This window comes from Bradyrhizobium sp. 1(2017), assembly GCF_011602485.2.
Lineage (GTDB): Bacteria > Pseudomonadota > Alphaproteobacteria > Rhizobiales > Xanthobacteraceae > Bradyrhizobium.
Map to the genome: position 1 here is coordinate 777697 of NZ_CP050022.2, position 26699 is coordinate 804395.

At 62.4% G+C, this 26699-nt stretch carries 22 protein-coding genes; 10 read left to right on the plus strand and 12 right to left on the minus strand.

Annotated elements, in window-relative coordinates; translation table 11 throughout:
* Positions 1-53 precede the first annotated feature (53 nt).
* A complete protein-coding gene (locus HAP40_RS03625; RefSeq protein WP_166819073.1) occupies positions 54-965 on the minus strand; it encodes a LysR family transcriptional regulator in 912 nt (303 codons plus the stop codon).
* Positions 966-1099: 134 nt separating this feature from the next.
* Here HAP40_RS03625 and HAP40_RS03630 point away from each other — a divergent pair, with 134 nt between their 5' ends.
* The 10 genes from HAP40_RS03630 (at position 1100) to HAP40_RS03675 (ending at position 12100) form a co-directional block, all read left to right on the plus strand.
* A complete protein-coding gene (locus HAP40_RS03630; RefSeq protein ID WP_334270909.1) occupies positions 1100-1882 on the plus strand; it encodes a pirin family protein in 783 nt (260 codons plus the stop codon).
* Between the two features lie 432 nt (positions 1883-2314).
* Positions 2315-2512 carry a hypothetical protein gene (locus HAP40_RS03635; RefSeq protein ID WP_414645417.1) on the plus strand — a complete coding sequence of 66 codons (198 nt, stop codon included), beginning with the start codon at positions 2315-2317 and terminating at the stop codon, positions 2510-2512.
* Positions 2513-3092: 580 nt separating this feature from the next.
* Entirely contained in the window at positions 3093-4448 is a 1356-nt protein-coding gene (locus tag HAP40_RS03640) for an MFS transporter (protein WP_166819071.1), read from the plus strand.
* A gap of 51 nt (positions 4449-4499) precedes the next feature.
* Positions 4500-5618, plus strand: coding sequence for an aromatic ring-hydroxylating oxygenase subunit alpha (locus HAP40_RS03645; protein ID WP_166819070.1), 1119 nt, complete (start codon positions 4500-4502; stop codon positions 5616-5618).
* Positions 5619-5683: 65 nt separating this feature from the next.
* A complete protein-coding gene (locus tag HAP40_RS03650) occupies positions 5684-6583 on the plus strand; it encodes a PDR/VanB family oxidoreductase (RefSeq protein ID WP_246741184.1) in 900 nt (299 codons plus the stop codon).
* 67 nt (positions 6584-6650) lie between these two features.
* Entirely contained in the window at positions 6651-8117 is a 1467-nt protein-coding gene (locus tag HAP40_RS03655) for an NAD-dependent succinate-semialdehyde dehydrogenase (protein WP_166819068.1), read from the plus strand.
* Between the two features lie 13 nt (positions 8118-8130).
* The gene (locus HAP40_RS03660) at positions 8131-8931 is read left to right on the plus strand and encodes a coniferyl-alcohol dehydrogenase (RefSeq protein WP_166819067.1); all 801 of its coding nucleotides are present in this window, start codon (positions 8131-8133) and stop codon (positions 8929-8931) included.
* 77 nt (positions 8932-9008) lie between these two features.
* Entirely contained in the window at positions 9009-10241 is a 1233-nt protein-coding gene (locus tag HAP40_RS03665) for a flavin-dependent oxidoreductase (RefSeq protein WP_166819066.1), read from the plus strand.
* 77 nt (positions 10242-10318) lie between these two features.
* Entirely contained in the window at positions 10319-11362 is a 1044-nt protein-coding gene (gtdA, locus tag HAP40_RS03670; protein ID WP_166819634.1) for a gentisate 1,2-dioxygenase, read from the plus strand.
* Positions 11363-11371: 9 nt separating this feature from the next.
* On the plus strand, positions 11372-12100 hold the full coding sequence (locus tag HAP40_RS03675; RefSeq protein ID WP_166819065.1) for a fumarylacetoacetate hydrolase family protein: 729 nt from the start codon (positions 11372-11374) through the stop codon (positions 12098-12100).
* An 8-nt stretch (positions 12101-12108) separates the two neighbouring features.
* On the opposite strand, the gene HAP40_RS03680 is transcribed toward HAP40_RS03675, so the two are convergent.
* The 11 genes from HAP40_RS03680 to HAP40_RS03730 all read right to left on the minus strand — a co-directional run bounded on the left by HAP40_RS03680 (position 12109) and on the right by HAP40_RS03730 (position 26555).
* Positions 12109-12942, minus strand: coding sequence for an IclR family transcriptional regulator (locus HAP40_RS03680; protein WP_166819064.1), 834 nt, complete (start codon positions 12940-12942; stop codon positions 12109-12111).
* A gap of 353 nt (positions 12943-13295) precedes the next feature.
* Entirely contained in the window at positions 13296-14186 is an 891-nt protein-coding gene (locus HAP40_RS03685) for a LysR family transcriptional regulator (RefSeq protein ID WP_166819063.1), read from the minus strand.
* 165 nt (positions 14187-14351) lie between these two features.
* A complete protein-coding gene (locus HAP40_RS03690) occupies positions 14352-14705 on the minus strand; it encodes a hypothetical protein (protein ID WP_166819062.1) in 354 nt (117 codons plus the stop codon).
* A gap of 27 nt (positions 14706-14732) precedes the next feature.
* Positions 14733-15197 carry a DUF1348 family protein gene (locus tag HAP40_RS03695; RefSeq protein ID WP_166819061.1) on the minus strand — a complete coding sequence of 155 codons (465 nt, stop codon included), beginning with the start codon at positions 15195-15197 and terminating at the stop codon, positions 14733-14735.
* A gap of 158 nt (positions 15198-15355) precedes the next feature.
* On the minus strand, positions 15356-17425 hold the full coding sequence (locus HAP40_RS03700) for a pyridoxamine 5'-phosphate oxidase family protein (RefSeq protein WP_166819060.1): 2070 nt from the start codon (positions 17423-17425) through the stop codon (positions 15356-15358).
* 61 nt (positions 17426-17486) lie between these two features.
* Positions 17487-18098 carry a glutathione S-transferase family protein gene (locus tag HAP40_RS03705; RefSeq protein ID WP_166819059.1) on the minus strand — a complete coding sequence of 204 codons (612 nt, stop codon included), beginning with the start codon at positions 18096-18098 and terminating at the stop codon, positions 17487-17489.
* 229 nt (positions 18099-18327) lie between these two features.
* A complete protein-coding gene (locus HAP40_RS03710) occupies positions 18328-19956 on the minus strand; it encodes an MFS transporter (RefSeq protein WP_166819058.1) in 1629 nt (542 codons plus the stop codon).
* Positions 19943-21037, minus strand: coding sequence for an HlyD family secretion protein (locus HAP40_RS03715; RefSeq protein ID WP_166819057.1), 1095 nt, complete (start codon positions 21035-21037; stop codon positions 19943-19945). Before HAP40_RS03715 ends, HAP40_RS03710 begins: the two co-directional genes overlap by 14 nt.
* 372 nt (positions 21038-21409) lie before the next feature.
* Positions 21410-22381, minus strand: a complete 972-nt coding sequence (locus HAP40_RS03720; protein WP_166819056.1) for an alpha/beta fold hydrolase — start codon at positions 22379-22381, stop codon at positions 21410-21412.
* 160 nt (positions 22382-22541) lie between these two features.
* Complete coding sequence (locus HAP40_RS03725) at positions 22542-23450, minus strand: SDR family NAD(P)-dependent oxidoreductase (RefSeq protein WP_166819055.1); 909 nt, start codon at positions 23448-23450, stop codon at positions 22542-22544.
* A 219-nt stretch (positions 23451-23669) separates the two neighbouring features.
* Positions 23670-26555 carry an ATP-binding protein gene (locus HAP40_RS03730; protein ID WP_166819054.1) on the minus strand — a complete coding sequence of 962 codons (2886 nt, stop codon included), beginning with the start codon at positions 26553-26555 and terminating at the stop codon, positions 23670-23672.
* Between the last annotated feature and the right edge of the window lie 144 nt (positions 26556-26699).

The window sequence follows — 26699 nt, forward strand, 5'->3', positions numbered from 1 at the left end:
CGTTAGCGCGAGCGCTGCCATCCTATGGGGATCGGCCTTCGTTGAACGGCCGTCTAAGCCTTGTCTGGACGGTCCGTGGACGCGCCAGAGCGCGTGTTGCCGCGCTCGAACTTCTCAATGAGACATTCAATGAGCACGCGGACCTTTCGCGCAAGGTGCTGCCCCGGCGGACGGACAACGAATATGCCGACTGATGGCAGCGAATATTTTGGCATGATCGGCATGAGCCGGCGCGAGGCGACATAACTCTCGGCGATGACGTCCGGCAACGCCGCGATGCCGATATGCGCTGCGGTCGCTTCAGCGATGGCAATGACGCTGTCGGCCTTGAACCGTCCTTGCGGATGGATGGGGATTGTCTTCTTCTCGTTCTCGAACCTCCAGCTTTCCGTGCCGATCATGATCGCCTGGTGCTCGAGAACCTGTTCGGGCGTCTCGGGGGCGCCGTGCTCCTTGACGTAATCGGGGCTCGCGAACAGGCCGACCGAGAACGAGCCGATGCGGCGTGCGACGAGGTTTGAATCAGGAAGGTACCCGACGCGGATTCCGCAATCGAACCCCTCGCCAACGAGATCGACGTAGCGATCGCTGTAGCGAGTGTGAATCTGGAGGGGCGGATGGCGCGCGGCGAGTTCAGCGAGCGCTGGCGCGAAATAGGTCGGGCCGAACGAGGAAGGCACTGCCACGCGAAGCAGGCCGCGCAGATCACCGTCGGGCGACATTTCTTCCCGGGCGGTATCGATCTCCGCACAGACCCGCGCCGCATGATCGCGGAACGTGACGCCGGCCTCCGTGAGGGCTGCACCGCGTGTGGTCCGCGCCAAAAGCTGCGTGCCAAGATCCGCTTCCAGCCGGAACAGCCGCCGGCTGACGATGGATTTGGCGACCCCGAGGCGGCGCGCGGCCGCCGAGACGCCGCCTGAGTCAGCCACCTCGACGAAGGTCCGTAAGTCTTCAAGTTCCATATTTCGAGCCCATCGTTCCCGTTTTAGCGACACACCTTACCATGCGGAATGGCTATCGTGCCGAAACAGCAACGATACATTGACGGTCATAGCGGTTCGCTGCCGGACCGAACTGAGGTCAGTTCGCGGCAACGGTGCGAACCGGACACTTAACGAGAAGGAATAAAACCATGAAACCGATCAAAATTGGAAATGGCAGCAGGCGGGGCGATTGGAATCGCGGCTTTGCGGTCGAAATTCTCTATCCGGGACAAACCCTCAAGGCTGGTGACAGCGGTATCGGCGCCATCGGCCGCATCGACCGGGCGCGCGTCGCGGCCGGCCATGTCGTCCCCATGCATCCGCACCGCGACGACGAAATCCTGACCTATGTCCGCGCCGGATCCATGCTTCACCGCGACAGCGTGCAGAACGAGGAAAAGGTCACCAAAACGCGACTGATGATGATGAACGCCGGTCATACATTCCAGCATGAAGAGGAGATTCTTGGGCCCGATGCCACCGAGGCTCTGCAGATCTTTCTGCGGCCCCGCGCGACCGAGCTCGAGCCGAAGGTCCAGTTTCACGATTTCGGCGAAGCGTTCAGTCGCGACGCATGGCGCCTGCTTGCCGCTCCCGAGGGAGCGCCACTGGAGGTGCGCGCGCAGGCCTGGGTGCAGGACGTCCGCTTGTCGGCAGGCGTAAGCCTTCCGCTTCCGGCGCTTCAAGCGACGGGCGCCGTTCGGTTGCTCTACGTCTTCGCGGGTGAGGCACGCATCGGAGATCTGACGCTCCGTGCCGGTGAAAGCGCCTATCTCCAGGAAGCCGGAGGGACGGTCGCGGCGGTATCGGAAGCCGACGTCGTCTTGTTCACGACGGATCCGGGCGCGGCCACGTTCAAAGGCGGCATGTTCAGCGGCAACCTCCTGGCCGCGTGAAGAGTACCTTCGCCCCGGTGGTGGCACGTTGCCATGTGGCCGCGTCAGAACCGTAAGCGGGGCGGTTAGTGGCTGGCGCGCGAGGCGGGGACGACGGCTGCAACTGCCCTCCCTGCAAGCGCCCCGCAAAACAGCGTTTGCGCCTGCCGGGCGTACGCCGCCGCACGCCTGGCATGTAGCGTCCTGACGTTTCTTTCGTATCGCGCATCAATGAAGTGTCGAGATCGGGCGTTCTGCCGAGACGTCAGCCGCATCATAGTGCAGCTCGAAAGCGCGTCGACGCAACGCGCTCAAGTGAAACGCTACTAGACTTACGGAATGGAGAAAACGATGTCACAGCCTCGGAACGTCTCGGATCAGGCGGTTGGAATTGGCGGAATGGCCGTCCTCGTCTTCCTTTTTGCAGTTCTGCTTCTCGCGATCGTAACGGCCATGGCAGGTTGGACGTCGGCGGGGGATGCGCAGATGTCCATCCACGGCTGGATCGCCTTGGGTCTCGGCACCTTTTTCTCGCTCGCGATAGGGTGCGGCCTGATGGCTCTCATGTTCTACAGCAGCCGGAGCGGCTACGATGAGGCGGTCCTCGTTCGCATCAAGGAGCCGAACGGCGCTGACAACCGGCAAAAATGAATTTGAGATTTCAGGCGCCTTCGATATGGGCCTGGAAGCGTTTGGCGACGTGGTGTGCGGCGGCTTGAGAAATAGGCTCCGCCCCACGGGCGCATGACACCATCCACCAAGCGAAGACATCGCGGTGCTGAAGACTTCACGAGTGTGCCGCGGTCTTGCATGCGGGCAGCGCCAGCCTTGGCGCAGATCTGCTCTTCACCTGCCGTGACTAGAAATATGCGCCGGAGCTGACGGCATCGCGTTTGCGAACGAAAGCATCATCGCTCGGCGCCCATCAGAAATCTCATCAAAGCGTACCCTGAGGACACTCCGCGAGGCGGCTCGCCGCACGTCAGATGAAGATTTTTTGAAGATTTTTATCAGCGCCGAGCAGAGCGCCAGCAAATCCTTCACGCCTGAAATCGCTGAACGATTCGCGGCTTTTTGGGCCGTTGGCCAGATTCCTCATTAGGGAACCAATTTCTCTAAATGCAAATTGTATTGCATAATGAAGAATACGTTGTATAGAGCGTAAAACCTCAGGAAACGCCGCAACGCCCCTCGGAGCACCGCTCCGGGGGGACCATGCAGGGAGACAGGGATGAAAAACGCCGAGACGACACGGGTGGATGTGACCGGTGCGATCGACGCCGCGCCTCTGGGACGGTTTCAGATCGCGATCTTTGCGCTCTGTGCTGCGGTAGCGGTGATCGACGGGTTCGATACGCAGGCGATTGCGTTCGTGGCGCCTGCGATCATCGAAGAATGGAAGATGAGTCCTGCGGTATTCGGAACCGTCTTCGGCGTCGGTCTTGCGGGGCTGGCCGCAGGCGCATTCGTGTTAGGCCCTCTCGCCGACCGCTTCGGGCGCCGCTTGATGCTGATCGCCTGCGCCCTGATCTTCGGGATATTTGCGCTGCTCACGGCCTGGTGCGAAACCTTCAATCAGCTGCTCGTGCTGCGCTTCCTGACCGGGATCGGTCTAGGCGGCGCGATGCCCGGCATCATCGCCCTGACGTCGGAATACGCTCCCTCCCGCGCGCGCGCGACGAGCATTACGATCATGTTTTGCGGCTTTCCGCTGGGGGCTTTCGTCGGCGGCTTCCTCGCCGCCTATCTGATCCCCGCGTATGGATGGCGCTCCGTCTTCCTTGTTGGCGGCTGCGTGCCGCTGGCTTTCACGATGGTGTTGTGGCTCACCGTCCCTGAATCGATCCGCTTCCTGGCGAGATCGGGCAAACGCGGGCCGGAGCTCGCCCGGCTCTTGAACCGGATCGTCCCAGGTGCCCCTTATCGCGCCGATCAGGACTTCGTCCTGCAGGAAGAGAAGCTCTCCAGCTTCCCCGTCAGCCATCTCTTCACCGAAGGACGTGCCGCGCTGACGTTCCTCGTGTGGATCGCGTTCTTCGCCAATCTCATGGTGATGTACTTCCTCTTCAATTGGATGCCGACGTTGTTCAAGCAGGAGGGGCTTCCGCTCGCCACGGCCATCAAATCAACCGCCATCATGAACCTGGGCGGCGTCGTGGGCGCGATCGTCCTGGGTCGGCTGATCGACCGGGCTGGAGCGCTGCGCACGCTGTCCTTGGCTTATCTTGGGGCCGCGGTGTTTCTCGCGCTGATTGCCGCCATCGATCGCTCGAACGCGATGCTGCTGCTGCCGGCGGTCTTCATGGCCGGGTTCGGTATCGCCGGAGCGCAGATCGGCATGAATGCGTTGACCGCGGAAGTCTATCCCACGTCGGTTCGCTCGACCGGTGTTGGTTGGGCGCTGGGCGTGGGACGCGTCGGTGCGATCATCGGCCCGATCGTCGGCGGCGCGCTCCTGGCGCTCGCGTGGCCGCCCAGCCTGATCTTTTGGTTGACGATCGTGCCGATGCTCGTCGCCGCGCTGGCCGTCTTCAGTCTCGGATTCTGTTCCGTGGGCCGTCACACGGCGGCGCGCGCGCCGATCTGAGCCGCGTCGTTCGCAATCGATTTCGTTCCAACCTTTGCAAGGAAGTCCATCATGACCTCTGTTCCGGAGCAGCACAGCTTCCCGCTCAACGCCTGGTACGTGGCGGCCTGGGATCACGAAGTGAACCGCAATATGCTTGCCCGCACGATCGGCGGGAAACGCCTCGTCCTGTATCGGACGCAGGACGACAAGCCGGTCGCGCTGGAGGATGCCTGCTGGCATCGGCTGGCGCCGCTTTCGCTCGGCCGCCTTGAGGGCGACACCGTCACCTGCCCGTACCACGGCCTGAAGTTCAATTCCGCCGGGCGATGCGTCCATATGCCTTCGCAGGACACCATCAACCCTGCAGCGACGGTGCGTACCTATCCTTTGGTGCAGAAGCACCGTTTCGTATGGATCTGGCTTGGCGATCCGGCGCTGGCGGATTCCTCCAGCATCCCTGACCTGCACTGGAACCAGCATCCGGGTTGGACGGCCGATGGCGAGACGCTGCATCTCGCCTGCAACTACCGTCTCGTCGTCGACAACCTGATGGACCTGACCCACGAGACCTTCATCCACACCACCAGCATTGGCAACCGGGCGGTCGCGGAAACGCCGTTTGAGACCACACACGACGAGGCCGGCGTCACGGTGACGCGCTGGATGCTCGATATCGAGCCGCCGCCGTTCCTGAAGCGGCAGTACGGACGGGAGGGCAACGTCGACCGCTGGCAGATCATCCGCTTCACGCCCCCCAGCACCATCGTCATCGACGTCGGCGTCGCACAGGCGGGTTCGGGGGCACCGAACGGCGATCGCTCCAAAGGCTTTACGGGATACGTGATCAACACGATCACGCCGGAGACAGAAGGATCCTGTCACTATTTCTGGACCTACGCGCGCGACTTCGCGCCGGGCGACCAGCGCTGGACTACCGAACTGCGTACCGGGTTGCGACGGGTTTTCCAGGAGGACCAGCTCGTGCTCGAGGCGCAGGAGCGCGAGATGAAGGCCCGTCCCGAAAAACGCTTCTACGAGCTCAACATCGACTCCGGTTCGATGTGGGCGCGAAAGGCGATCGACCGCTTGCTCGCGGCGGAGACCCGTATCGCGCCTCAGGCCGCCGCCGGCACCACCGCGACAGGCAGTCGTCCGGCGGATCACACTGCGGCCGTGAGCGCGCCATGACCTATCACGACGAATGGGAGGAGGCCCGGCTCGCTTCGATCGGTGATCTGACAAGCGATGTCCGTTTGTTCGAGATCGCACCAGCACAAGGCGCCAGGTCGTATGAGCCCGGTAGCCATATCAACGTGGTCGTGATCGTGGGCGGCGAGCAACAGACGCGGTCGTACTCCCTGATCGGGGACCCCGGTGCCGACGTCTACCGCATCGCGGTTAAGCGGCTGCCGGATGGCCGCGGCGGCTCCGCATACATGTGGTCGCTCAAACTGAATGCCCGTCTGACCATCGCCCGCCCGAGAAATCGCTTCGAGCTTTCGACCGGAGACGGCGAATACCTGCTGATGGCGGGCGGTATCGGCATCACGCCGATCTACGGAATGGCGCTCAGCCTGTGGAAGCGGCGCGCGAACTTTCGCTTGGTCTATGCCGCCCGTTCCCATGCCGACATGGCGTTCGCCGAGCAGTTGAAGGACCGCCTCGGCGATCGCCTGGAGCTCTGTCCGGAGGATCGTGGCGGCCGCATCGATCTCGGCAACCAGATCGGCAGGCTCTCGAAGAGCGGCGAGCTCTACGTCTGCGGCCCGGTCGGAATGCTGGAAGCGGTCAAGCGCTGCTGGAGAGATCAAGAACGCCCGCCCGGAGGATTGCGGTTCGAGACCTTCGGCACCGCCGGTCACCATCCGTCGGAAAGCTTCGTCGTGGCGGTTCGCAATCTGGGGCGTGAGTTCGTCGTTCCCAGGAACCGCTCCTTATTGGAGGCGATCGAGGCGGAGGGGATCCCGATGATCTCGAATTGCAGACGCGGCGAATGCGGCGTCTGCGCCGTCACGATCGTCGACGCGGATCACGGCATCGACCACCGCGACGTGTTTCTTTCGGACGAGCAGAAGGCTGCCAACCAGAAGATGTGCACCTGCGTATCCCGCGCGGTGGGAGGACGCCTGGTCATCGAGACAGGCGACCGCTGACCGAACAGGAACGGTGACCCGCCGAACGGATGCAGCGCGGCTGCCAAGGGAGTAAACGATGCAACGAATGACGACGGACGCCGTTGCCGAGGCCGACAGGCCGGCAAGATTGTACGCAGCGCCGCTCCTGTTCATCGGCGGAGAATGGCGAAGGGGTGGAGCATCCTCTTCGAGCCCGGTGATCAATCCGGCAACGGGCGAGACCCTGGATCACTTGTCGCACGCGTCGGCGAGCGATCTCGACGACGCGCTGAAGGCATCAAGCCACGCCTTCGAACTGTGGAGCCGGACGAAACCGGGCCGCCGCGCCGAGATCGTCACCGAAGCCGCCCGCCTGATGCGCGACCGCGCCGAGGCGATGGCACCACTGCTTACGCTTGAGCAGGGCAAGCCGCTGCCGCAAGCGAAGGCCGAGATCCTCGCGGCTGCGGATATGGTCCAATGGTACGGCGAGCAGGCCCGGCGGATCTACGGCCGGTTGGTTCCTTCGTCGCTGGAAGGCGGCGAGCTGTCGGTTAGACACGAGCCCGTCGGGCCATGCGCGTTGTTCTCACCCTGGAATATGCCGGTGCTGCTCGCCAGCCGAAAGATCGGCGGCGCGCTGGCGGCCGGATGCTCCGCGATCCTGAAGCCCGCAGAAGAGACGCCGGCCGCAATCGCCGAGGTCGTCCGCTGCTTTATCGACGCCGGACTTCCGAACGGCGCGCTCAACCTGGTCTATGGCATTCCGAGGGACATCTCCAAGCATCTGCTCTCGTCCTCTGTCATGCGTAAGGTCTCGCTGACGGGATCTGTCGGGGCGGGCCGGGAGATCGCGCAGCTCGCGTCCACGAATTTCGTGCGGACGACACTCGAACTTGGAGGCTATGCGCCCGTCCTCATTCTTCCTGACGCAGATATTGAACGCGCGGTGCAGATGTTGGTTGCGGCAAAGTTCCGCAACGCCGGCCAGCTCTGTCTGGCACCGACGCGCTTCCTGGTCCACGAGACCGTCTACGAACGCTTCACGACGTCGTTCGCCGAAGCCGCCCAAAAGCTCGTTATCGGCAACGGGATGGAAGCGGTTGACATGGGGCCGCTCGCGAATGCCCGCCGCCGGGATGCGATCGTGTCCCTTGTCGACGACGCGGTCGGTCGCGGCGCCCGGGCCCTTGCCGGAGGAGCGAGCCTCAACCGACCGGGCTATTTCTTCCAGCCGACCATACTCATCGACGTTCCTGACGCGGCGCGGATCCGCATGGAAGAACCCTTTGGCCCGGTGGCCATCGTCGACCGCTTTTCGGATTTGGACGCCGCCATCGAATCCGCGAATGCCACCGATTTCGGCCTTGCCGGCTACGCATTCACGAACTCCGCGTCCGCGCAGAAGAAGATCATCGAAGGCCTGAAGCTCGGGGTGCTCGCGTTCAACAATGTCGCCGTGTCTGTGGCCGAAGCGCCGTTCGGTGGCGTCAAGGACAGTGGCTACGGGCGCGAGAGCGGCGAGGAAGGGCTTTCCGAATACCTCACCGTCAAGACCGTCCACCTGGCATGACCGGAGAAATGACATGAGCCTCGATCTGGATTTGAAAGGCCACCGCTTCGCCGTGACGGGCGCGGCTTCAGGTATCGGGCGGGCCACCACCATAAAGCTCGTTCAATCGGGAGCCGAGGTGATCGCACTCGATCTGCAGCCGCCCAAGGATGCGGTCGGCGAATTCATTCGCATCGATCTGGCGGATCCGAACTCCATCACCGCCGCTGTAGCCGGTTTGCCGCCCGATCTGTCGGGCCTTCTCAACGTCGCCGGCGTTCCCGGCACGGTCGCGCCGGACGTCCTGGCGCGCGTGAACTATCTGGGTTTGCGCATGCTGACCGAAGCCGTGATCCCAAATATCCGAAGTGGGGGAGCCATCGTCAACGTGGCTTCGACCGCCGGCGAGAACTGGCGCGACAATGTCGGCGCCCATCTGGAGCTCGCCGCAACAGCCTCGTTCGCCGATGGGCTCGATTGGGTCGCCGTGCATCCCTGGCCGCGTGAGCGGGCATATGCCTGGTTCAAGGAGGCACTCATCGTCTGGACGACGGCGAAATCCGCCGCGATCCGGGCCAAGCACGGCATCCGCATCAACTGCGTGAGTCCGGGTCCCGTGGATACGCCGATCCTGGAGCAGTTTCGCATCAGCCTCGGCGAGGAGCGCGTATCGGATGCGCTGCGACGGGGCGGCGGCGCCGCCCGTCCCGAGGACATTGCCGATCCAATCATTTTTCTGGCGAGCGCCGCCGCGCGCTGGATCGTCGGGTCCAATCTGGTGATCGACGGAGGCGCGTCCGCATCGCGCCTGGATGAGATCTCTCTGACGGCCTAGCGCGGCCGCAACACGACGTCGGTTCGCGTTGTCGCGAGCTCCCCTTGAGTGAAACTGCACAAGACGAAAGGTTTCTCATGAAAGTCCTCATTGTTGGCGGAGGCATTGGCGGCCTTACGCTTGCGCTCGCTTTGCACCGTGCGGGCATCGCAACCAAGGTCTTCGAGTCCGCGGCCGAAATCAGGCCGCTCGGCGTCGGCGTCAACCTGCTTCCGCATTCGACCAAAATCCTGGCTTCCCTCGGAATCCTCGACGCACTCGCTGATGTGGCGGTGACGACCAAGGAATCGGTTTTCTTCAACAGGTTCGGGCAGCGTATTTTCTCCGAACCCATGGGCAGGTTCGCCGGCTATCAGGAACCGCAGCTATCGATCCATCGCGGCGATTTGCAGATGGCTCTGCTGCATGCGCTCAAGGCCCGGATCGGCGCCGAGAACGTCGTGACAAATGCGCGCGGCGTCGGTTTCGATCAAGACGAGCATGGCGTTACGGTCCACTTCGTCGATGCGAGCGGGCAAGCGAGAGCGGACGAGCGTGGGGACGTCGTGGTCAGCGCGGAAGGAATACATTCTGCGATCCGCAAGCGGTTCTTTCCGGACGAGGGCCCGCCGCGCTATTCCGGTGTGAACATGTGGCGGGGCGTCAGCGTCTGGTCGCCGATCCTGACCGGCGCGAGCCTGATCCGCGCCGGATGGCTGACCAACGGCAAGATGGTGATCTACCCCATTCGCGACAACGTCGACGGCAAAGGGCGTCAGCTCGTCAATTGGGTGGCCGAACTGGAAACGCCTATCCATGCCGAGCGGGACTGGAACAGAAAGGCAAGCGTTGACGACTTCATCGGCGCGTTCAAGGATTGGAAATTCGACTGGCTGGACGTTCCAGCCCTGATCCGCGGTGCGGATTCCGTGCTCGAATTTCCGATGGTCGACCAGGATCCCCTACCCTGGTGGACGCAAGGGCGGGTGACCCTGATGGGCGATGCCGCGCATCCGATGTACCCAAGGGGTTCCAACGGCGCCGGCCAGGCGATCCTCGATGCGGCCTCGCTGGCGCATCATCTGACGGTTGCGAGCGATCCGCTTTCGGCCCTGAAGGCCTATCAGGCCGAGCGTCTGCCGAAAACGACCGAAGTCGTTCTCGCCAACCGCAGCAATCCGCCGGACGCGATCAACCGCGAGATTTGGCAGCGCACGGGCGACAAGCCGTTCGCTCAGATCGAGGACGTCATCAGCCTCGAAGAGCTGACGGCGCTGTCGGACGGCTACAAGAAAATCGCCGGCTACGACAAGACCTCGCTCGCGACGTGAGCGGGCGAGCGATGCGACGGCAGCGGCCACTCGGACGCGCTGAGACAACGGAAGTCACCACAGCAAACAGGTGTAACATGACTCAAGCAGTACAGAAGACGCCGGAACGCGAGGCGTTCTATCGCAAGATCGACGGCCAAAATCTCTCCGCATTATGGAACGTGCTCGGCGATCTGGTCACGCCACAACCCAAGAGCGCCTGCCGTGCCCATATCTGGCAGTTCGACGCCATCCGGTCGTACATGATGGAGGCGGGACAACTGATCACCGCCAAGGAAGCCGAGCGGCGGGTATTAATTCTTGAGAACCCCGGCTTGAGGGGCGAGTCGAAAGTGACGACGTCGCTCTATGCCGGCGTTCAACTCGTCACGCCAGGCGACGTGGCGCCGGCGCACCGGCATACCCAATCGGCCTTGCGGTTCATCCTCGAAGGCAAAGGCGCCTACACGACGGTTGCCGGCGAACGAACCAACATGGAGCCCGGTGACTTCGTGATCACGCCGTCCATGGCATGGCACGACCACGGCAACGAGACTTCGGAGCCGATGTTCTGGCTCGACGGCCTGGACATCCCGCTGGTTCAGTTTCTGGATGCATCGTTCGCCGAAAGCGCGAACGACGAGCAGCAGGCCGTCTCGCGCCCGTCCGGCGACAGCTATGCGCGCTACGGGAAAAATCTTCTGCCCGTCGACCACCGGACGTCTTCCAGGACGTCCCCGGTATTCAATTATCCATACGCCTACACCCGCGAAGCGCTCGAAGCGGCCAAGCGGACGGAGGAATGGGATCCATGTCACGGTCTGAAGCTGCGCTACACCAATCCGGTCTCGGGAGACTTCGCGATGCCGACCATCGGGACGTTCATGCAATTGCTGCCCAAGGGATTCCGCACCGCGCGCTATCGTTCGACCGACGCGACGGTGATGGTTCCGATCGAGGGACGCGGCCGATCGCGGATCGGCGACCAGACGTTCGAATGGGGGCCGCGCGACATCTTCGTGATCCCCAGCTGGGCGTGGGTGACCCATGAAGCGGACCAGGAAGCCGTGCTGTTCAGCTTCTCCGACCGCCCGGTCCAGCAAAAGCTCGATCTGTTCCGTGAACACCGCGACGCGGCTTGAGGAAACGCCATGACAAGCTACGTATTCGAACCGGCCGCGATCCCGACGGTCGCGGTCGCGGGCCAGACCGCGCGTTTTCCGGTTCGGCGGATCTTCTGCGTCGGCCGCAACTACGCCGCTCACGCGCGTGAGATGGGCAAGGATCCCGAACGCGAGCCGCCGTTCTTTTTCACCAAGCCGGCCGATACTGTCGTGGACGACGGCGCGACCGTGCCGTATCCGCCCGAAACGGAGAGTTTCCACTATGAGATTGAACTGGTTGTCGCGATCGGGCGCGATGGATTCAACATCAGCCGCGACGATGCGCTCGACCTCGTGTTCGGATATGCCGTGGGCATCGACCTGACGCGACGCGACCTCCAGCTCGAAGCGCGGGACAAGGGGCGGCCCTGGGACTGGGGCAAGGCATTCGACCATTCGGCGCCGATCGCGCCTCTGCACCCGGTCGAGAGGGCGGGCCACCCCGCGCAAGGGCGCATCTGGCTGACGGTCAACGAAGTGGTGAAACAGGATGCGGATCTGGCCGAGCTGATCTGGCCTGTCGCGGACATCATCGCGACCATCTCGCAGTCGATGCAGCTTAAGGCGGGTGATCTGATCATGACGGGAACGCCAGCAGGCGTGGGGGCGATCGACATCGGCGATACCGTCAAGGGCGGCATCGACGGGCTCGGCACCATCCAAATCAGGATCGGAGAAAACGGACCGAAGTCACTGGATGCGAAGGCGGCCAGGTAGAAGCGTCTCTACCGGGCGCCGGTCGACAATTTGGTGTGGGGCACTGCGTCACGGCAGGCGCCGATCAAGCGGTCGATGGCGCCGGTCTTCGGGTCCAGAACTCCAGGGTCTACGGTCGCCAATGTGATCGCCGCTTCGATCTCTCCCTGCCAGTTCAGAATCGGAGCGGAGATGCCGTTCAGCCCCGGCACGAAGCGACCATCCACAAACGCATATCCAGCGGCACGCGTGCGCTCGACAAGACGGTCGATATCGCTCGGCCGCGAAGGATCGAGATCGGGCCACGTCAGGCGGAGGCGGCGCGCTTCCTCGATTTCAATCTTGAGTCTTTCGGCCACGAGAGCACGCGGGCTGAAGGCCAGAAAGACGCGGCCCGTCGCCGATGTGAGAAGCGGAAACGTCGAACCGAGGCCCATCGATGTGAGGATAAAGCTTGCGGTGCGCTGCCAGCGAACGGCTGTCGGGCCGTACGTTCCCCAAATGGCGACGACCGCGGAGGCGCCCGTGACCTCGGCCAGGCCCGGCAGCGCATTTGCGGCGCGCTCGACGAAATCAAGCCGGCCGATCGCAGCGAGTCCCACCTCGATCGCGGCCTTGCTCAGCCCGTAGCGACCAGATCGCTCGGCCTGATCAACGAACTCCGCGGCGACGAAGCTTGCAAGATAGCGATGCGCCTTCGAAGACGGCATCTGTGCACGCTGCGCAATCTCCGTGAGCGCCGCCGGGCCGCCAAACTCCGCCATCACTTTAAGCAGTCGCAACGCAGCATCGACGGATTGAATACCGCCCTTGGTACGACTGCTGTTCGACTTGCCCCGCTTTGGCGACTTGGAAGTTGCCATCGCACCTCGTTTCTCGCCGTGAACCGTGCCTGCGCGCATAATTGATAAATACCAAGGGTGTAGATGTTTCATCTTAGCCCAGCCGTTTGATGGGACCAACCCCCATGATGCAAGCGGTGGCGGCAGTGCACAGCAAGCCATTCGCGTTGTTCGAGTCGTCGGCCGAGCCGACCATCACTGGCGTGGCTGGGGACGGCTTCGGCGAGCGGCGCCATCGCACTTGCCGGGTTCAAGGCTGTGCGACGTGCAATTTTAAAACGGTCGGCGCGCTTGATCGTCTGACCCGCACGAGACGTTTTCCCTGCCGGCGTCACGGACGACTGTCCAGCGGGCCCATCGCGCGAACTCTGGTCTTAATTCAAAAGTCGATTTTCACGAAGGCGCGACACCGCCAGGTCAACGAAGGCTCTCACCTTTGCAGGCGCGTGGCGCCCCTCCGGATGGAGCACGTGGATCGGCAGTGGGGCCTCCTCATGATCGCCTAGCACGATCTGAAGCTTGCCCTCGAGCAAAGCAGGGCCAATCTGATAGTGAAGAACCCTCGTGAGACCGGCACCGGCAATCGCGGTCGCTATGACCGCTTCGTTGGTGTTGCATTGGAGCCGTGGCTGAATCGTCACCCGCTGATCGCCGCTGAAGCGCCATTCCGGCGACGCCCAAGCACTGGTCGAGGCGACGATGCGGTGATCCCTCAGATCGGCCGGGGTCGTCGGCACACCGAAACGCTCGAAATAGGCTGGCGAGCCGCACACGACGCGCCGGATCGAGCCGACCTTGGTGGCGGAAAAACCTGAATCAGGCAGGTGCCCGATTCGAATGGCGACGTCGATACCCTCCTCAATGATGTTCACTGGGCGATCCACGAACAGTGTCCTGCCGCTCATCGTGGGATAGGCATCAAGATATTCGCTCATGATCGGGAGCACGTACATCTGCCCGAACAGGGCCGAGGCGGTGATCGCCAGCATTCCGGACGGCGTGGCGTAGGAGCCTGCAGCGGATGCTTCGGCCTCGACAATGTCGAGCAGAATTCGACGGCAATCGTCGAAGTATCGACCTCCCGCCTCGGTGAGCTTTACCGAACGGGTGGTGCGAACAAACAGGCGCGCCCCGATCGTTTCCTCAAGCGCAGCAACAGCGCGCGTCACCGCCGGCGCGCTCATATGCAGCTGGCGGGCGCTCTCAGCGAAGCTCTCCGTCTCTGCGACCTTCACAAAGATTCGCATTGCCTGCCAGCGATCCATTCCGTTGTCCCTGCCGTTTCTCCTAGGATCATTCCTGCGACAGGCTCTGGATTTGCACAAGGATCTTGTGTCGGAAAATCGTTGAAATCGCCGTCGGCCGAAGCGGTTTGGAAATATAGCAGCGCCGCCGACTCAAGAGCGAGACAGACAAAGGTGCAGCGCCCCTCAAGGGGGCGTCGAAGGGTCGTTAGGGGGCTCCTTCTGCCTGGATGCACCCGGGCGGCGGCGGACGAGATCCTCGATCGCGGAACAGGTTTCCTGCGAGATACCTGCCTTCAGCGCCCGTTCACGTTGCTTCTCCTGGTCGGGCTCATCGGATGCAGCAGCCAGCGCTAACACGATGGATGTCTGGACATCGAAGCTCCACCCTCGCCGCGCCGCATCAATCTCAGCACCCGTCAATCCAACCCTTTTTGCATCGATGTCCTGGCGCTCTAACAGCGCCAGGTCAGGGTTCTTGGCCGTGAGAGCCAGTTCTATCGACAACTGAACCCGCTCGTCCAGCTTGAATGCAGCCATTATCAGACCCTCGTTCGGGTGGTCCGGCTAGAAGCCGAAATGACTGAGGCCCGGGTGATCATCCGGCCTGCGGCCGAGCGGCCAGCGAAACTTGCGCTCCGATTCCGCGATTGGATGTTCGTTGATGCTGGCGTGCCGCGCGCGCATCAACCCATCCTCGGCGAACTCCCAGTTTTCATTCCCGTAAGCCCGAAACCACTGGCCGCTATCGTCATGGTATTCGTAAGCGTATCGGACGGCGATACGATTTCCGGCGAAAGCCCAGAGCTCCTTGATCAGGCGATAATCCAGCTCCTTATTCCATTTGCGGGTCAGAAACGCCTGGACCTCATCGCGGCCGTTGACGAACTCGGCACGGTTGCGCCAACGGGTATCGACGGTATAGGCCAAGGTGACCTTGGCGGGATCGCGGCTATTCCAGCCATCTTCGGCCAGGCGAACCTTCTCGATAGCGGTCTGTTCGTTGAACGGGGGGAGTGGGGGACGGGACATCTCAATTCTCCTGGGTCATGTTCAAACTCTGATGCAAAAGCGGTTGCTTCCGCCTTCGGTAACAATGATCCCCGTCGAGGCACATCTGAATGCCGAAAACGGGGAAGATATTATTGCTCAGGACGTATCAATCATCCTGTCCTCGGATCGCGTTTTCATCACAGGGCCAACTGGATACGATCGTCACCCTCCCCGTCGTCTTGTTCTGCCGGCACGGCCGAACAAATCAAAACTTCGTCGTCACCGACGGCGGCGGAAGGCTCCCTGAAGTAGGTGACGGAACCTGCGATAAGCTTCGTCTTGCAGGTGCCGCAGGTCCCGGCCCGACAACTGAACTCGGGCGAAAGTCCGCGGGCTTCCGCAAGATCGAGCAGAGACCCCGACTCTGGAGTCCAGCGCGCTTCCTTCAGCGAATCCATGAAGGCGACCGGCACCGGCTTGGAAGAGGGTGGGCGGCGCACGGGCGCCGCGGCATTGGCGTCGACCGTCCTCTTCAAGGAGGATGGTCCAAATGCCTCAGCATGGATCCTGTCGTCTGCGACGTTATAGCCTCTTAGCCCGTCGTAAAGCGCTTGCGTGAACAACGGGGGGCCGCACAGGTAGAAATCATAATCGTTGAACTGCAGATACCGGGTGAGAAGGGCCATGTCGATGCGGCCCGAGGCGTCGTAATCGACGCCCTGCCCGGCACCCGACGTGTCGCTGAGTACGCGAACAAGTTTCACCGCGCCTTGCGCGGCCTCCACGAGCTCGGCCAACTCGCCATCGAAGGCCCGCTCATGTTTCAAGCGGGCGGCGAGAAAGAAAATAGTCGGTCGGACGCGCTGCTTGCGAACGCCCTCGTAGACGATATGCCGCAGCATTGCCAAGAGGGGTGTGATCCCGACGCCTGCGGCCAACAGAACCGCCGGTCGTCTGGCGCGCGCATCGATCGTGAACGCGCCAGCCGGGGCACGCGCTTCGATCGTGTCGCCGACGCGGATGGTGTCGTGCAGGTGCTGCGATACGACGCCATCACGCTTGACGCTGATACGGTACATTCCATCCGAAGGAGCGACCGACAGCGTATAGGTCCTCAGGAGAGGCTTTTCTGCTCCTCGCGGCACGACACGAATGGGCAGGTGCTGGCCCGCCTTGTGCGGCAGCAGCCCCGCACCGTCGTCCGCTTGCAGGTGGAAGGAGCGGATGGCAGCGCTCTCCTCGACGATCCGGGTGACCTTAAGAGGGCGCCAGCGCGTCGCGAGCTCGGCCGCACGCAGACGGTCGGCAGCCTGAGCCCAATCGCCGGTCATCAACGAGCTTGGAGACCAGCCGTCTTCGCGAAAACTCCAGCGGATTGCAAGCGCACCGCGCCGTCGCACGATCCTACGGGCGCGGAATGTCCATAGCCTCTCGGCGCCCTGGAACGCCGCGATTTCAGGCGAATCCAGCAGCACCTCGGCATCCCCGGTCATCTGCACCATATCGCCGGTGACGAAATCCACGAACAGAAGCCCCGCTTTGCCGTTCAGCAGGATATTGCCGAGCGTCGCGAAGAAGAGGTTGCCGTCGAAATCGGGAATGGTGAGCATTCCGTCCGCGCCGACGCGCACGAAGCCCGCTTTGCCACCGCGGTGCGAAACATCGACTTGCCGGCGGTCCTGGCGATCAACGTAGGAGGTAACGAATAACGTATCCGCGGCTTCGATCATCGCGCGAACAGCCGCATCCGGTTCGGACATTTGTTCGATCGTACCGGTGAATGCATGACCGGGATGACGATCAAAAGAGAAATCGCGGAGCTGGATGTAGCGGGGACAATTGCCGAAGCTCTGGTCGACCTCCACCCTGAATCCGCTGCTCGTGGTTTTGAGAACGCCGTTCATGCGGTTTCGACGCCGGGTGTGCATCTCGATCCCGAGAAGGCCGACGGGAAGCCCGTCGGTCATGCCTGCGCTTGCTGGATCGGAAGACGCGGGCCACGCCGCGATGTCCAAATCCGTCGGCGTCGGCGAGGACATGAAGCCCGGCCTTCCCTCGACGAAGGTGGCCCAGGCATTCCCCTGGTGATCGACGCTTCCCAGAACAACGAAGGGAAGCTTTCCGTAGAACTCACGGTGCTGGTCGGGCATATGGTCGCGGACGACGCGTTTCCCCACGACTTCCATGCGTTCTGCGACACCGACCTTTTGCTGGATAAACTTCTCACCTTCATGCCAAGTCGGCAGCTTCGTCAGTGTCGCGCTCATTCCTGCTTCCTCCGTGGCTGAGAGGAGCCGGGCGCGCCTGAGGCGCGCCCGGATGCGGCAATCAAACCGCAAGACCCACCGGCGTGTGAACGAACGGAACGAAGCCCGGCAGGGCCTCGATCCTGCGAAGGAACGCATTCACGGACCGGTAATCTGACAGATCGACGTTACCTTCCGGTGCCCGCGCCACATAGCTGTAGATCGCGACATCCGCGATCGTCGGATGGTCCCCGACCAGCCACTCTCGACTTGCAAGCTCAGTTTCGAGCTTCGCCAGGAGAGCATGAGCGCGCGCGATGACCTCGTCAGGGCTGTACTTCGCGCCGAACACCGTGATGAGCCGGGCCGCGGCGGGCCCGTAAGCCACCTCTCCGGCCGCCACCGACAGCCAGCGCTGAACGGCCGCCGTGCCACGTGGATCTTCCGGCAACCAGTCGGTCCGCCCCGAGGTGAGCGCGACATAGACGAGAATGGCGTTCGAGTCAGAAATGACGACGCCGTTATCGTCCAGAACTGGGACCTGGCCGAACGGATTGAGTTTCAGAAATTCGGACTTCTTGTGTGCACCCGACTTCAAGTCAACTTCGATCAGTTCGTGTGGCAGTCCAAGCAGCGAGAGAAACAGGCGAGCCCGATGCGAATGGCCTGACAAAGGATGATGATAGAGCTTCATGTTCGTATTCCCAAATCCACAGCCGGGTTCATTCCCGGCGACGCATAGACATTGACGCAGCGTGCCTTTCAGGAGAACGGCCGGTCTCGACACTTCATTGTTGCTGCCGGCGTAATGATCTGTGGGCGTATCGCGCGCAGAAGGCTCCTTTGAACCCAGGCGCCGGCATCCAAGTGTGAAAACTAATGGAAACAACGCGATATCCGGACAGTCGATGCAGCAACGACCGTTACGATGCCGCCAGGCCGCATTTTCGCAGCATGGCCTTGGCAAGGCCGAATGGGGTCGGCGTAAACGGACCGGGCGGGCTGCGGGCCATCAGCGCGATCAGGAACAGGGCCACGACCCCTGCCCAAAAGCAGAGCCAGAAACTATCGATATAGGCCAGCACGTTCGCCTCGCGCTGCACCCGCGCGGCGAGCGATCCCGTGGCGCGCGCCATGGCGGCCGCCGCACCGCGGGGGGCAAAGCCCTCCGCCAGATCCTGCAGCCTGTGTATGACGTCGGCGTCGCCGACCTGGACATACTGTCCAAGATAGTTGGAATGGATCTGCTCGCGAACCCGCAGCCAGGTGCCCATCAGCGCGACGCCGATCTCGGCGCCGCCAAGCCGGATGACCTGAATATAGGCCGAGAACGCGGTGGCGCGCGACGTATCGGCATTTGACAATGTGAAAATGATGATCGGCAGCAGCGTGAACGCTTGCCCGACGGACAGGAGGAGCACGATGCCGGCGAAGTCCTCCCGCGTCCAGACATGGGTTAGCTGTGTGCCCCAGAGGTTGGCAGTCACGAACGTCGCAAACCCGAACAACATCACGATGCGCGCATCGACGTGCCGGAGCAGTGTGATCGAGACCGGCACCAGCACGAACATCGGCAGCGCGCCATAGGACAGAAGCAGCACGCCCGATTGCTCGGGCCGCATGAGCGCGATCGTGCCGAGGAAGTTCGGCACCAGCGACGCGTTTGACAGGCTGGTCAGCGTGAAAAGGAGAATAATGACGAGCGAGAGCCCGACGTTGCGCGAGAACAGAACGTTGAAATGCGCCCACGGTTGGCGGACAAGGGCCTCGTTGATGAGAAAGCCGAGAAACAGTGTGGCGCCGCCGATCAGAAAAGCCATCACCGCGCCGGATTCCAGCCAGTCGAGCCGGTTGCCCTGGTCAAGGCCGGCATAGATCATCGAGACGCCAGCGCCGAGCAACAGCATGCCGCCCCAGTCGGCTTGACGCAGTAGGTCGCGATTGACGGGCTCGTTCGGCGTGCCGAGATAAACCATCAGGCCCATCAGCGGCGCAAGGATGACGCCTTGCCAATAAATCCACTGCCAGCCGAGATGCTCGACGTAAAAGCCAACAAGCGAGGTCGAGGTGTCGAGCGAGAAGCCGAGACGGATCGCATAGATCGAAATGGCCGGCAGCCACCACTGGATCGGCAAATTGCGGAAGATGATCATCAGCGTTGCTGGCACGAAGGTGCCGAGCAGCAGGCCGTGGGCGATGCCGAGCGCGATCAGGGTCGGGAAGTCGTGCACGAAAGGGATAATCACCGAGATCACGGCATAGACGAGACTCGGGATCCCAAGCACGCGTCGCAGACCGAACACGGTGGCAAGCCACGCCACCGCGGGCGCGACGAAGATCTGCGAACCGATGCTGGCAGTCGAGAGCCAGGCGCCCTCGTCGAAGCTGAGCGAAAAGGCGCCGCGCAGGTCAGGCAGACCGACTGAAATCAGGCGGCTGTCGAAATTCGAGAGAAATGCTCCAAACAGCACGGCGCCGACCGCGAACAGCGGCCGCCGCGCGATGCCGCCCTGCGAGACGGGGCCGTGGCGGGCGTCGTCACTTTGCGCCATCGGCTGCGGCCTCGCCGGTGTTGATGCGGGTTACGACGGACATGCCGGGCAGCAGACGGTCGAGCAATGGTTGATTGGCGTCGAACTTGATGCGCACGGGAATGCGCTGCACCACCTTGGTAAAATTGCCGGTGGCGTTATCGGGCGGGAGCAACGCAAACTGCGACCCGCTGGCCGGCGCGACGCGCTCGACGCGGCCGCGCAACTTCTCATTCGGGAAGCTGTCGACTGCGATCTCGACCGGCTGGCCGGGCCGTACGCGCGTGAGCTGGGTCTCCTTGTAGTTGGCGATGACGTAGACGTCGGGCAACGGAACGACGCTGATCAGATTGGTCCCGATATTGACGTAGTCGCCCGGTTGCACCTGGCGCTCGCCGGTGACGCCATCGAAGGGCGCAATGATACTGGCATAGCCAAGCTTCAGGCGCGCAGCCGATAGCGCCGCCTTGGCGCCCTCAAGATCCGCGGCGCGCTGCTTCTTGGTGCCCTGCAGCACCTCGAGCTGATGACGTTGGGCCGCGATGACTGCACGGCTGGCGCGAACATTGGCCTGGGCCTTGGCGTAGGCGGCGGTTGCCTGTTCCAGCCGCTGCCGCGTGCCGGATTCAGTCTGGGAGAGCGATTGCTGACGCTCCCGTTCCTGCCGCGCCTCGGTGTCTTGCGCTTCGGCGGACAGACGCGCGGCTTCGGCTTGCGCGATCGTTGCGTATTGCAGTTCGACCTGGTTGTCGAGATTGTCGAGCGCAGCCTGCGCGCCGACGACGCCGGCTTGGGCCTGCGCCACCTGAACCTCGTAATCGGAAGGATCGATCTGCACCAGGAGATCGCCAGCCCTGACGCGCTGGAAGTCCTTCACCGCGACGGTCAGCACTTCGCCGGCGACACGGCTGCTGAGCTTGGTTGATTCCGCACGGATATAGGCGTCATTCGTGGTCTGGATCGTGGCACCACCGACCCAGGCATTCCAGCGGGTGGTCGCAATCACGATGAAACCGAACGCGACCACGACGGAAAGCAGCGGGATCGCCAGACGACCGAAGACGCCGCCGGCGGCGGCCTGCCGTTTGGAACCCGTCGCCATTGGCGCCTGGCCTGGGGGTGGCGGGCTGGCTGTTACCTGCTCTGTCACGTCAAATATCTCACTTATTCCTCGAACCGGCGCCCCGTGCCATCGGCCAACCGCGATTGCTGGTGAGGCACGGCGTCAATCCGCCTCGCCGCTACGAGGTGATTGACCTCCAATCGCTGCCTTCTTTCTCAGTGCGAAGTCACTTTTCCTTGGTTGAAGAAACGGTCCATCCGGAAGAGTCGCAAAGAAATGCATGCGCCAGTGCTGCAATCCTGCGGGTTGACGACGGTCGATGTGTCTTTCTGCTGCCAGCTTCTCCGCTGGATATGGAACGGCCTGCAGCAGTCGGGAGGCGAACGCTGCTCGCCTCCCGAACCACCTAACTCAACGCTTCGCCACTTTCCGATCGAGGAAGCTGCGGATGAGCGGTGCCATCTGGTCGAGCTTGTCCTCGAGCGCAAAGTGACCGGTATCGAGGATGTGCATCTCAGCTGCCGGAAGGTCGCGGAGATAGGGATGTGCGCCGACCTCGGGGAAGATCTTGTCGTTCTTGCCCCACACAATCAGCGTCGGCGGCTTGCGGTCGCGGAAGAAGGCCTGGAATTTGGGATAGAGCGGCACGTTCGTCCCGTAGTCGCGGAACAAGTCGAGCTGGATCTCCTTATTGCCCGGCCGGTCGAGCAAAGCTTGATCGATCACCCAGTTATCAGGGCTGATGCGCGTCAGATCCTTGACGCCGTCAGTGTACTGAAACTTGGTCGTCTCAAGCGTAACCAGTCCCGACAGCGCGTCACGGTTCTTTTGCGAATTGTCGGCCCAATAGGCCTTGATCGGCTTCCAGAAGTCGGTCAGGCCCTCTTCATACGCGTTGCCGTTCTGCACGATCAGGCCGGTGACGCGCTCTGGATGCTTGAGCGCGAGCCGGTAGCCGACCGGCGCACCGTAATCCATGACGTACATCGCGTACTTCTTGGCGCCGAGCTGGTCCACCAGGCTGTCGACGATGTCGGCATAGTGGCCGAACGTATAGGCGAACTTGGCGTGATCGGGCGCATCGCTCTGGCCGAAACCGGGATAGTCCGGCGCGATGACGCGATAGCGATCGGCAAGGGTCGGGATCAGGTTACGGAACATGTGCGATGACGTGGGAAACCCGTGCAGCAGCAAAACCACCGGGCCGTCGGCGGGGCCGGCTTCACGGTAGAAGACCTTCACGCCATCGACCGTTGCACTGCGATAGTGAACCGTGACCGGCGCCGTGACGGCCGATGCGGCCGAAGCGATGTTTGGCGCCGCGGGGACTGCCGCGATGCCAATTGCACCTGCGAGCAGCAAAGAGGCGATAAGTTTCTTCATCTTGAGTTCTCCTGTGAGACGATTGGGAGGGCATTGCCCTTCGCGCTGACCAATGATCTCTTCGGTTGAGTTCGTTAATCGGCGAAATGTGGAAGGGATTATTGCGTCTGGCGTAATGGACATCCGACGCACGGCCATGAGCCCGGTCGGGGGGGAAACCTCAGTCGGGCGGCGCCCTGGCGGCGCCTTCGTTGCTAGGCCGGGCATCAGGCAGATCGCAGATAGCCCCGGCTTTCAGTCCAAGATCATCAAGAATCCGCATCTGGACAGAGGCGGCCGTTGCGTTAATCAAATCGGCGCCGAGCGACGCTCCCACCACACTGCGCGTCGGCCGGCACCACTTCGGCATGGCGACAAGCTGAACCAACGCCGACGGCACGTCTTCGATTTCTGAGGATGCGGCGGGTTGATGCCGAGCGAATAAATCGGGGAGACGGCCATACGGCTCGTCCTCCGCCGCGCCATAGGCAGCCATGCGCTCGACGCTCTCGCGACTGGTGGCTTGCTTGCGCGCGGCGGGACACGTCGCCCTTTGCACCAGAACGACTTCCACCCCAAGTGGCGCGAGCTCGGCATGCAGGCTGTCAGAGAGCGCTTCAATTGCGAACTGGGTGCTACCGTAGATTCCGAGAAAGGGAATCGTCACGCGCCCGAAGATCGACCCGATATTGACGATCAATCCATCACCTTGCCGGCGCATTTCCGGAAGCACGGCGCGTGTCACCCGCAGCAGGCCGACCACGTTGATATCGAAAACGGCCTTCGCCTGTGCTGACGTAAACGCCTCGGTGACGCCCGTCGGAAAAATATGCACGTTGTTCACGAGGACGTCGATACGGCCCGCCTTCTTGAGCACCATGTCAACAGCACGGTCGACCGACCAGTCCTCGGTCACGTCGAGCGGAACCACATCGATCCCCCGCGACCACAGCGCATTGGCTTGTTCGCGGTTCTTGAAGTTCGGATCGCGCATGCTCGCAAAGATGCGATGCCCGGCAAAGGCGAGAGCCTCAGCGATGACCCGACCCGCGCCTGTGCTGGTGCCCGTGATGAGAATAGCCCGTGCCATCGGCTCCACTATTGAGCTTTCACAGCATTATCGAGCGAAAGAGCCACGCCTTCTTGAAGGCTCGTGCTTCATTTGGCTTTCGATGTCGTCCGCAACGACATGTCGGGGGATTCGGGGCGGCAGCCCGCTGCGATGCTTTGAAATCGCCACGCAGCGGTGTCGGTTACCCTTCCGGGCTCCAACAGGCGGCGCACGGGCTCGATGGGCCCGTGCTTTCGGTCACGCAAAGGAACGCGCCGGCATCTCCACAACAGTCGTTACGTCAGCATCAATCGTCTCGGCGTCAGCGAACAACGCCGTCGTGTCGAAACCACCGAGAACGGCCTGCAAGGGGTTTTCCAGAAACCGCTGCACCAATTTGGACGCGAGCGGAGGCTGCATCCGGCGAAGATAGCGGGCTGCAATACTGGCTTCCAAAGCGGTCGCGCCCAACGTCCGGGCAAGCTCCGCAGCCTCGCGAAAGCGGGCGGACGCTCCGGCGGGATCCGCGTCTGCGAGCAATTCAGCCTGGTGTCTGAGCACTTCGGGCAACAGCCATACGTAGGTTTTCCCGCTTCGGATTCGGCTGGCGAGCTTGTCCAGCAAAACGCCTGCGCGCTCGGTCTGTCCGCATGCGATACAGCCTTTCGCCAATTGCAGAAGATACCAGAAGTTTCGGCTAGGTGTTTGCCACCCTTCCTCGTGCAAGGTCAGCGCCAGGCGTTCCAGCGCCGCCGCAGACGGCTCGCGGTACACCGCCAAGATTGCGCTCAACGCGTCGGTCCAATCCCTGAACCGGGCGTTGGTACCGCATCGGCGATAGAGCTCGTCGACATAGGCCTGTGCCGTGGCCCACTCCTCGCGCTCGATCGCGATGACGCACGCGCTTTCGGAAATCGCGAGGAAGAACGTCGGGATATGCTCACCGGCTTCCAGGACCGCCGCCGTCGCGGTTCGGGCGGCGTGCTCTGCATCGGTCGTCAACCATTCGGTGAGCGCGAGCAGGCGCAGCGCACATGAGCGTTGGTTGAAGGTATAACGTTGGACGTCCGCCACCGCCACCGACGGTGGATAGTGCCTGACGACGTGCTGAAGAATGCGTTGAGCGTGGACAATCTCGCCAAGCGTCAGGAAAGGGCGTCCCTGCAGAACCTTTCCCACGAGAAAATCGGTGCCTCTATTTCGCGAGCGAGCGAGATGATGGAAACATGTCGCCGCTGCAAGGGCATCGCGAGGCTGACCGGCGAGAAAGAAGGTGATGACGAGACCTTGCAGGGCCTGTAGCTCCCTCGTCACGTCACCAATCGACTGCGCCAGGGCGTGGGCCTCGCGATACAAAGAGATTTGAGCTTCGATATCGCCCTGGGAGAGAAGTTGAGCCGCGCCAAGCCCGAGCATCAGCGTGAGGCGGGCCGGCGGCTCGGTTTCCCGCTCGAGGGCACGACGGATCCATCCGCGAAGTTCGAAACAAAGACCGAGGTGCATCAGCGGCGGAATCGCCACGAGCACGAGATCGTATGCAAGCTGACGATCCTCGGCCTCCAACGTTCGGGCGAGCGCGGCGCGCAGGTCGTCGAGCACGTCGCGCGCCGCAGCGCTTGCTCGGAGATCCTGACCGCTCGAGACGAGGCCGAAGAACTCGCGGCACTGTCCGACCACCCATCCGGTATGGGCGGTGGTGGACACCTTTTCCTGGCCGGTCTCGCGCAGACGCGCATAGGCAAACGCCCTCACCGTCTCGAGTAGCCTGTAGCCGGGGCCCTTGCAACTTCCGTTGAAAACGACGAGGGATTTGTCGACCAAGGTGGCGAGGTGAGCCATCACCTCTGCTTTGCTAATCATCCGGCAACGCGCAACTTCGGTCGCGGCTTCCGCCGAAAAGCTGCCGCAGAACACGGCCAGGCGGGTGAAAATCGCTCGCTCGGTCTCGGTCAGCAGGTCGTAGCTCCAGCTGACCGTTCCTTCGAGCGTTTGATGGCGCGGCAGCGCTGTTCGCTGGCCGTTGGTCAGCAGCAAAAAGCGATCGTCAAGGCGAGCGGCGACGCCGATGACACCAAATGCGGGCACCCGGCTCGCGGCAAGCTGGATAGCAAGCGCGATTCCATCAAGGCGGCGGCAGATCTCTGCGGCAAAGTGCGCAAGTTCGTCGGTCAGTCTAAATTGACTGTGCGCGGCCTGGGCGCGGTCGACCAGCAGTTGAATCGCCGAAAACTCCAGCGCGTTTCTCACATCGATAGCGGCGCCTTCAGCGGGGTAGGCAAGACTGCCAAGCCGAAACACGACCTCGCCTTCGGCACGCAGGGGCTCCCTGCTCGTGGCGATAATCTTGCTTCCGGCCGCGCGGCGCAAGATCTGCTCGGAGAAGTCGGCGACTGCTTCGACAACATGCTCACAATTGTCGAAGACGAGCAGCCGCTTCTTGTTTGACAGCTGGCTCAAGACGAACTCGGCGACATCGACGTTGAAGCGCTCTAGGCCAAGCGCGGCGGCAATGCGGGCAGGTACCAACGCCGGATCCTGGATGGGAGCGAAATCTACAAAGGTGACGCCGTCCTCGATTTCGTTGCGCCGCGAGGCGGCTGAAATCGCGACCGTCGTTTTGCCGATTCCGCCCGTCCCGGAGATCGTCACCAGGCGATGGACCTCCAGCAGGCTGTTGATCGAATTGATATCGTGAAGGCGTCCGAATACGGGCTTGAGAAGCGAGGGAAGTCGGCCGCTCAAGGCTCCCTCGATCGGCGTCAAAGCCAGCTGATCCGGCGTGCAGGGCCGGGCCGAGGCCTCGATGGCAATGTCAGGCGAGAAGAAGTACCCGCGCCCAAGGCTATTGACGACAAATTCGTCCCCCTCAGGCGTCAGGCCGAGGTGTCTGCGCAAATTCGCGACCGTGACCCGCAGGTTGACGTCATCGATATGCTTGCGCTGCCACACTCGCTCGGCGAGTTCGGCCTTTGACACGATTTGCCCCGGCCGTTCAATGAGGGCGATCAGGAGTTCGAGGGGCTTGTCGCCGACCGGCACATTCTTGCCGTCGCGCTTGAGAAGCTTCCGCCCGGGAAACAGAACGAACGGTCCGAATGTAATCCATTCGACCTGTGTGAGCGAATGATTGGCGTCCGCGGCCATAATGTCTCCTCGGACGTCTACGTACCGATCGTGGTAACCGTACTCAAAGCCGTCGTTGGAACCATGATCGCTCAAAACGGAGTGGAGGTCTAGTCGCCCTACCGTCGCGGTCCTGCGCGTCGCCCGCGCGATCCGATAGCGCTA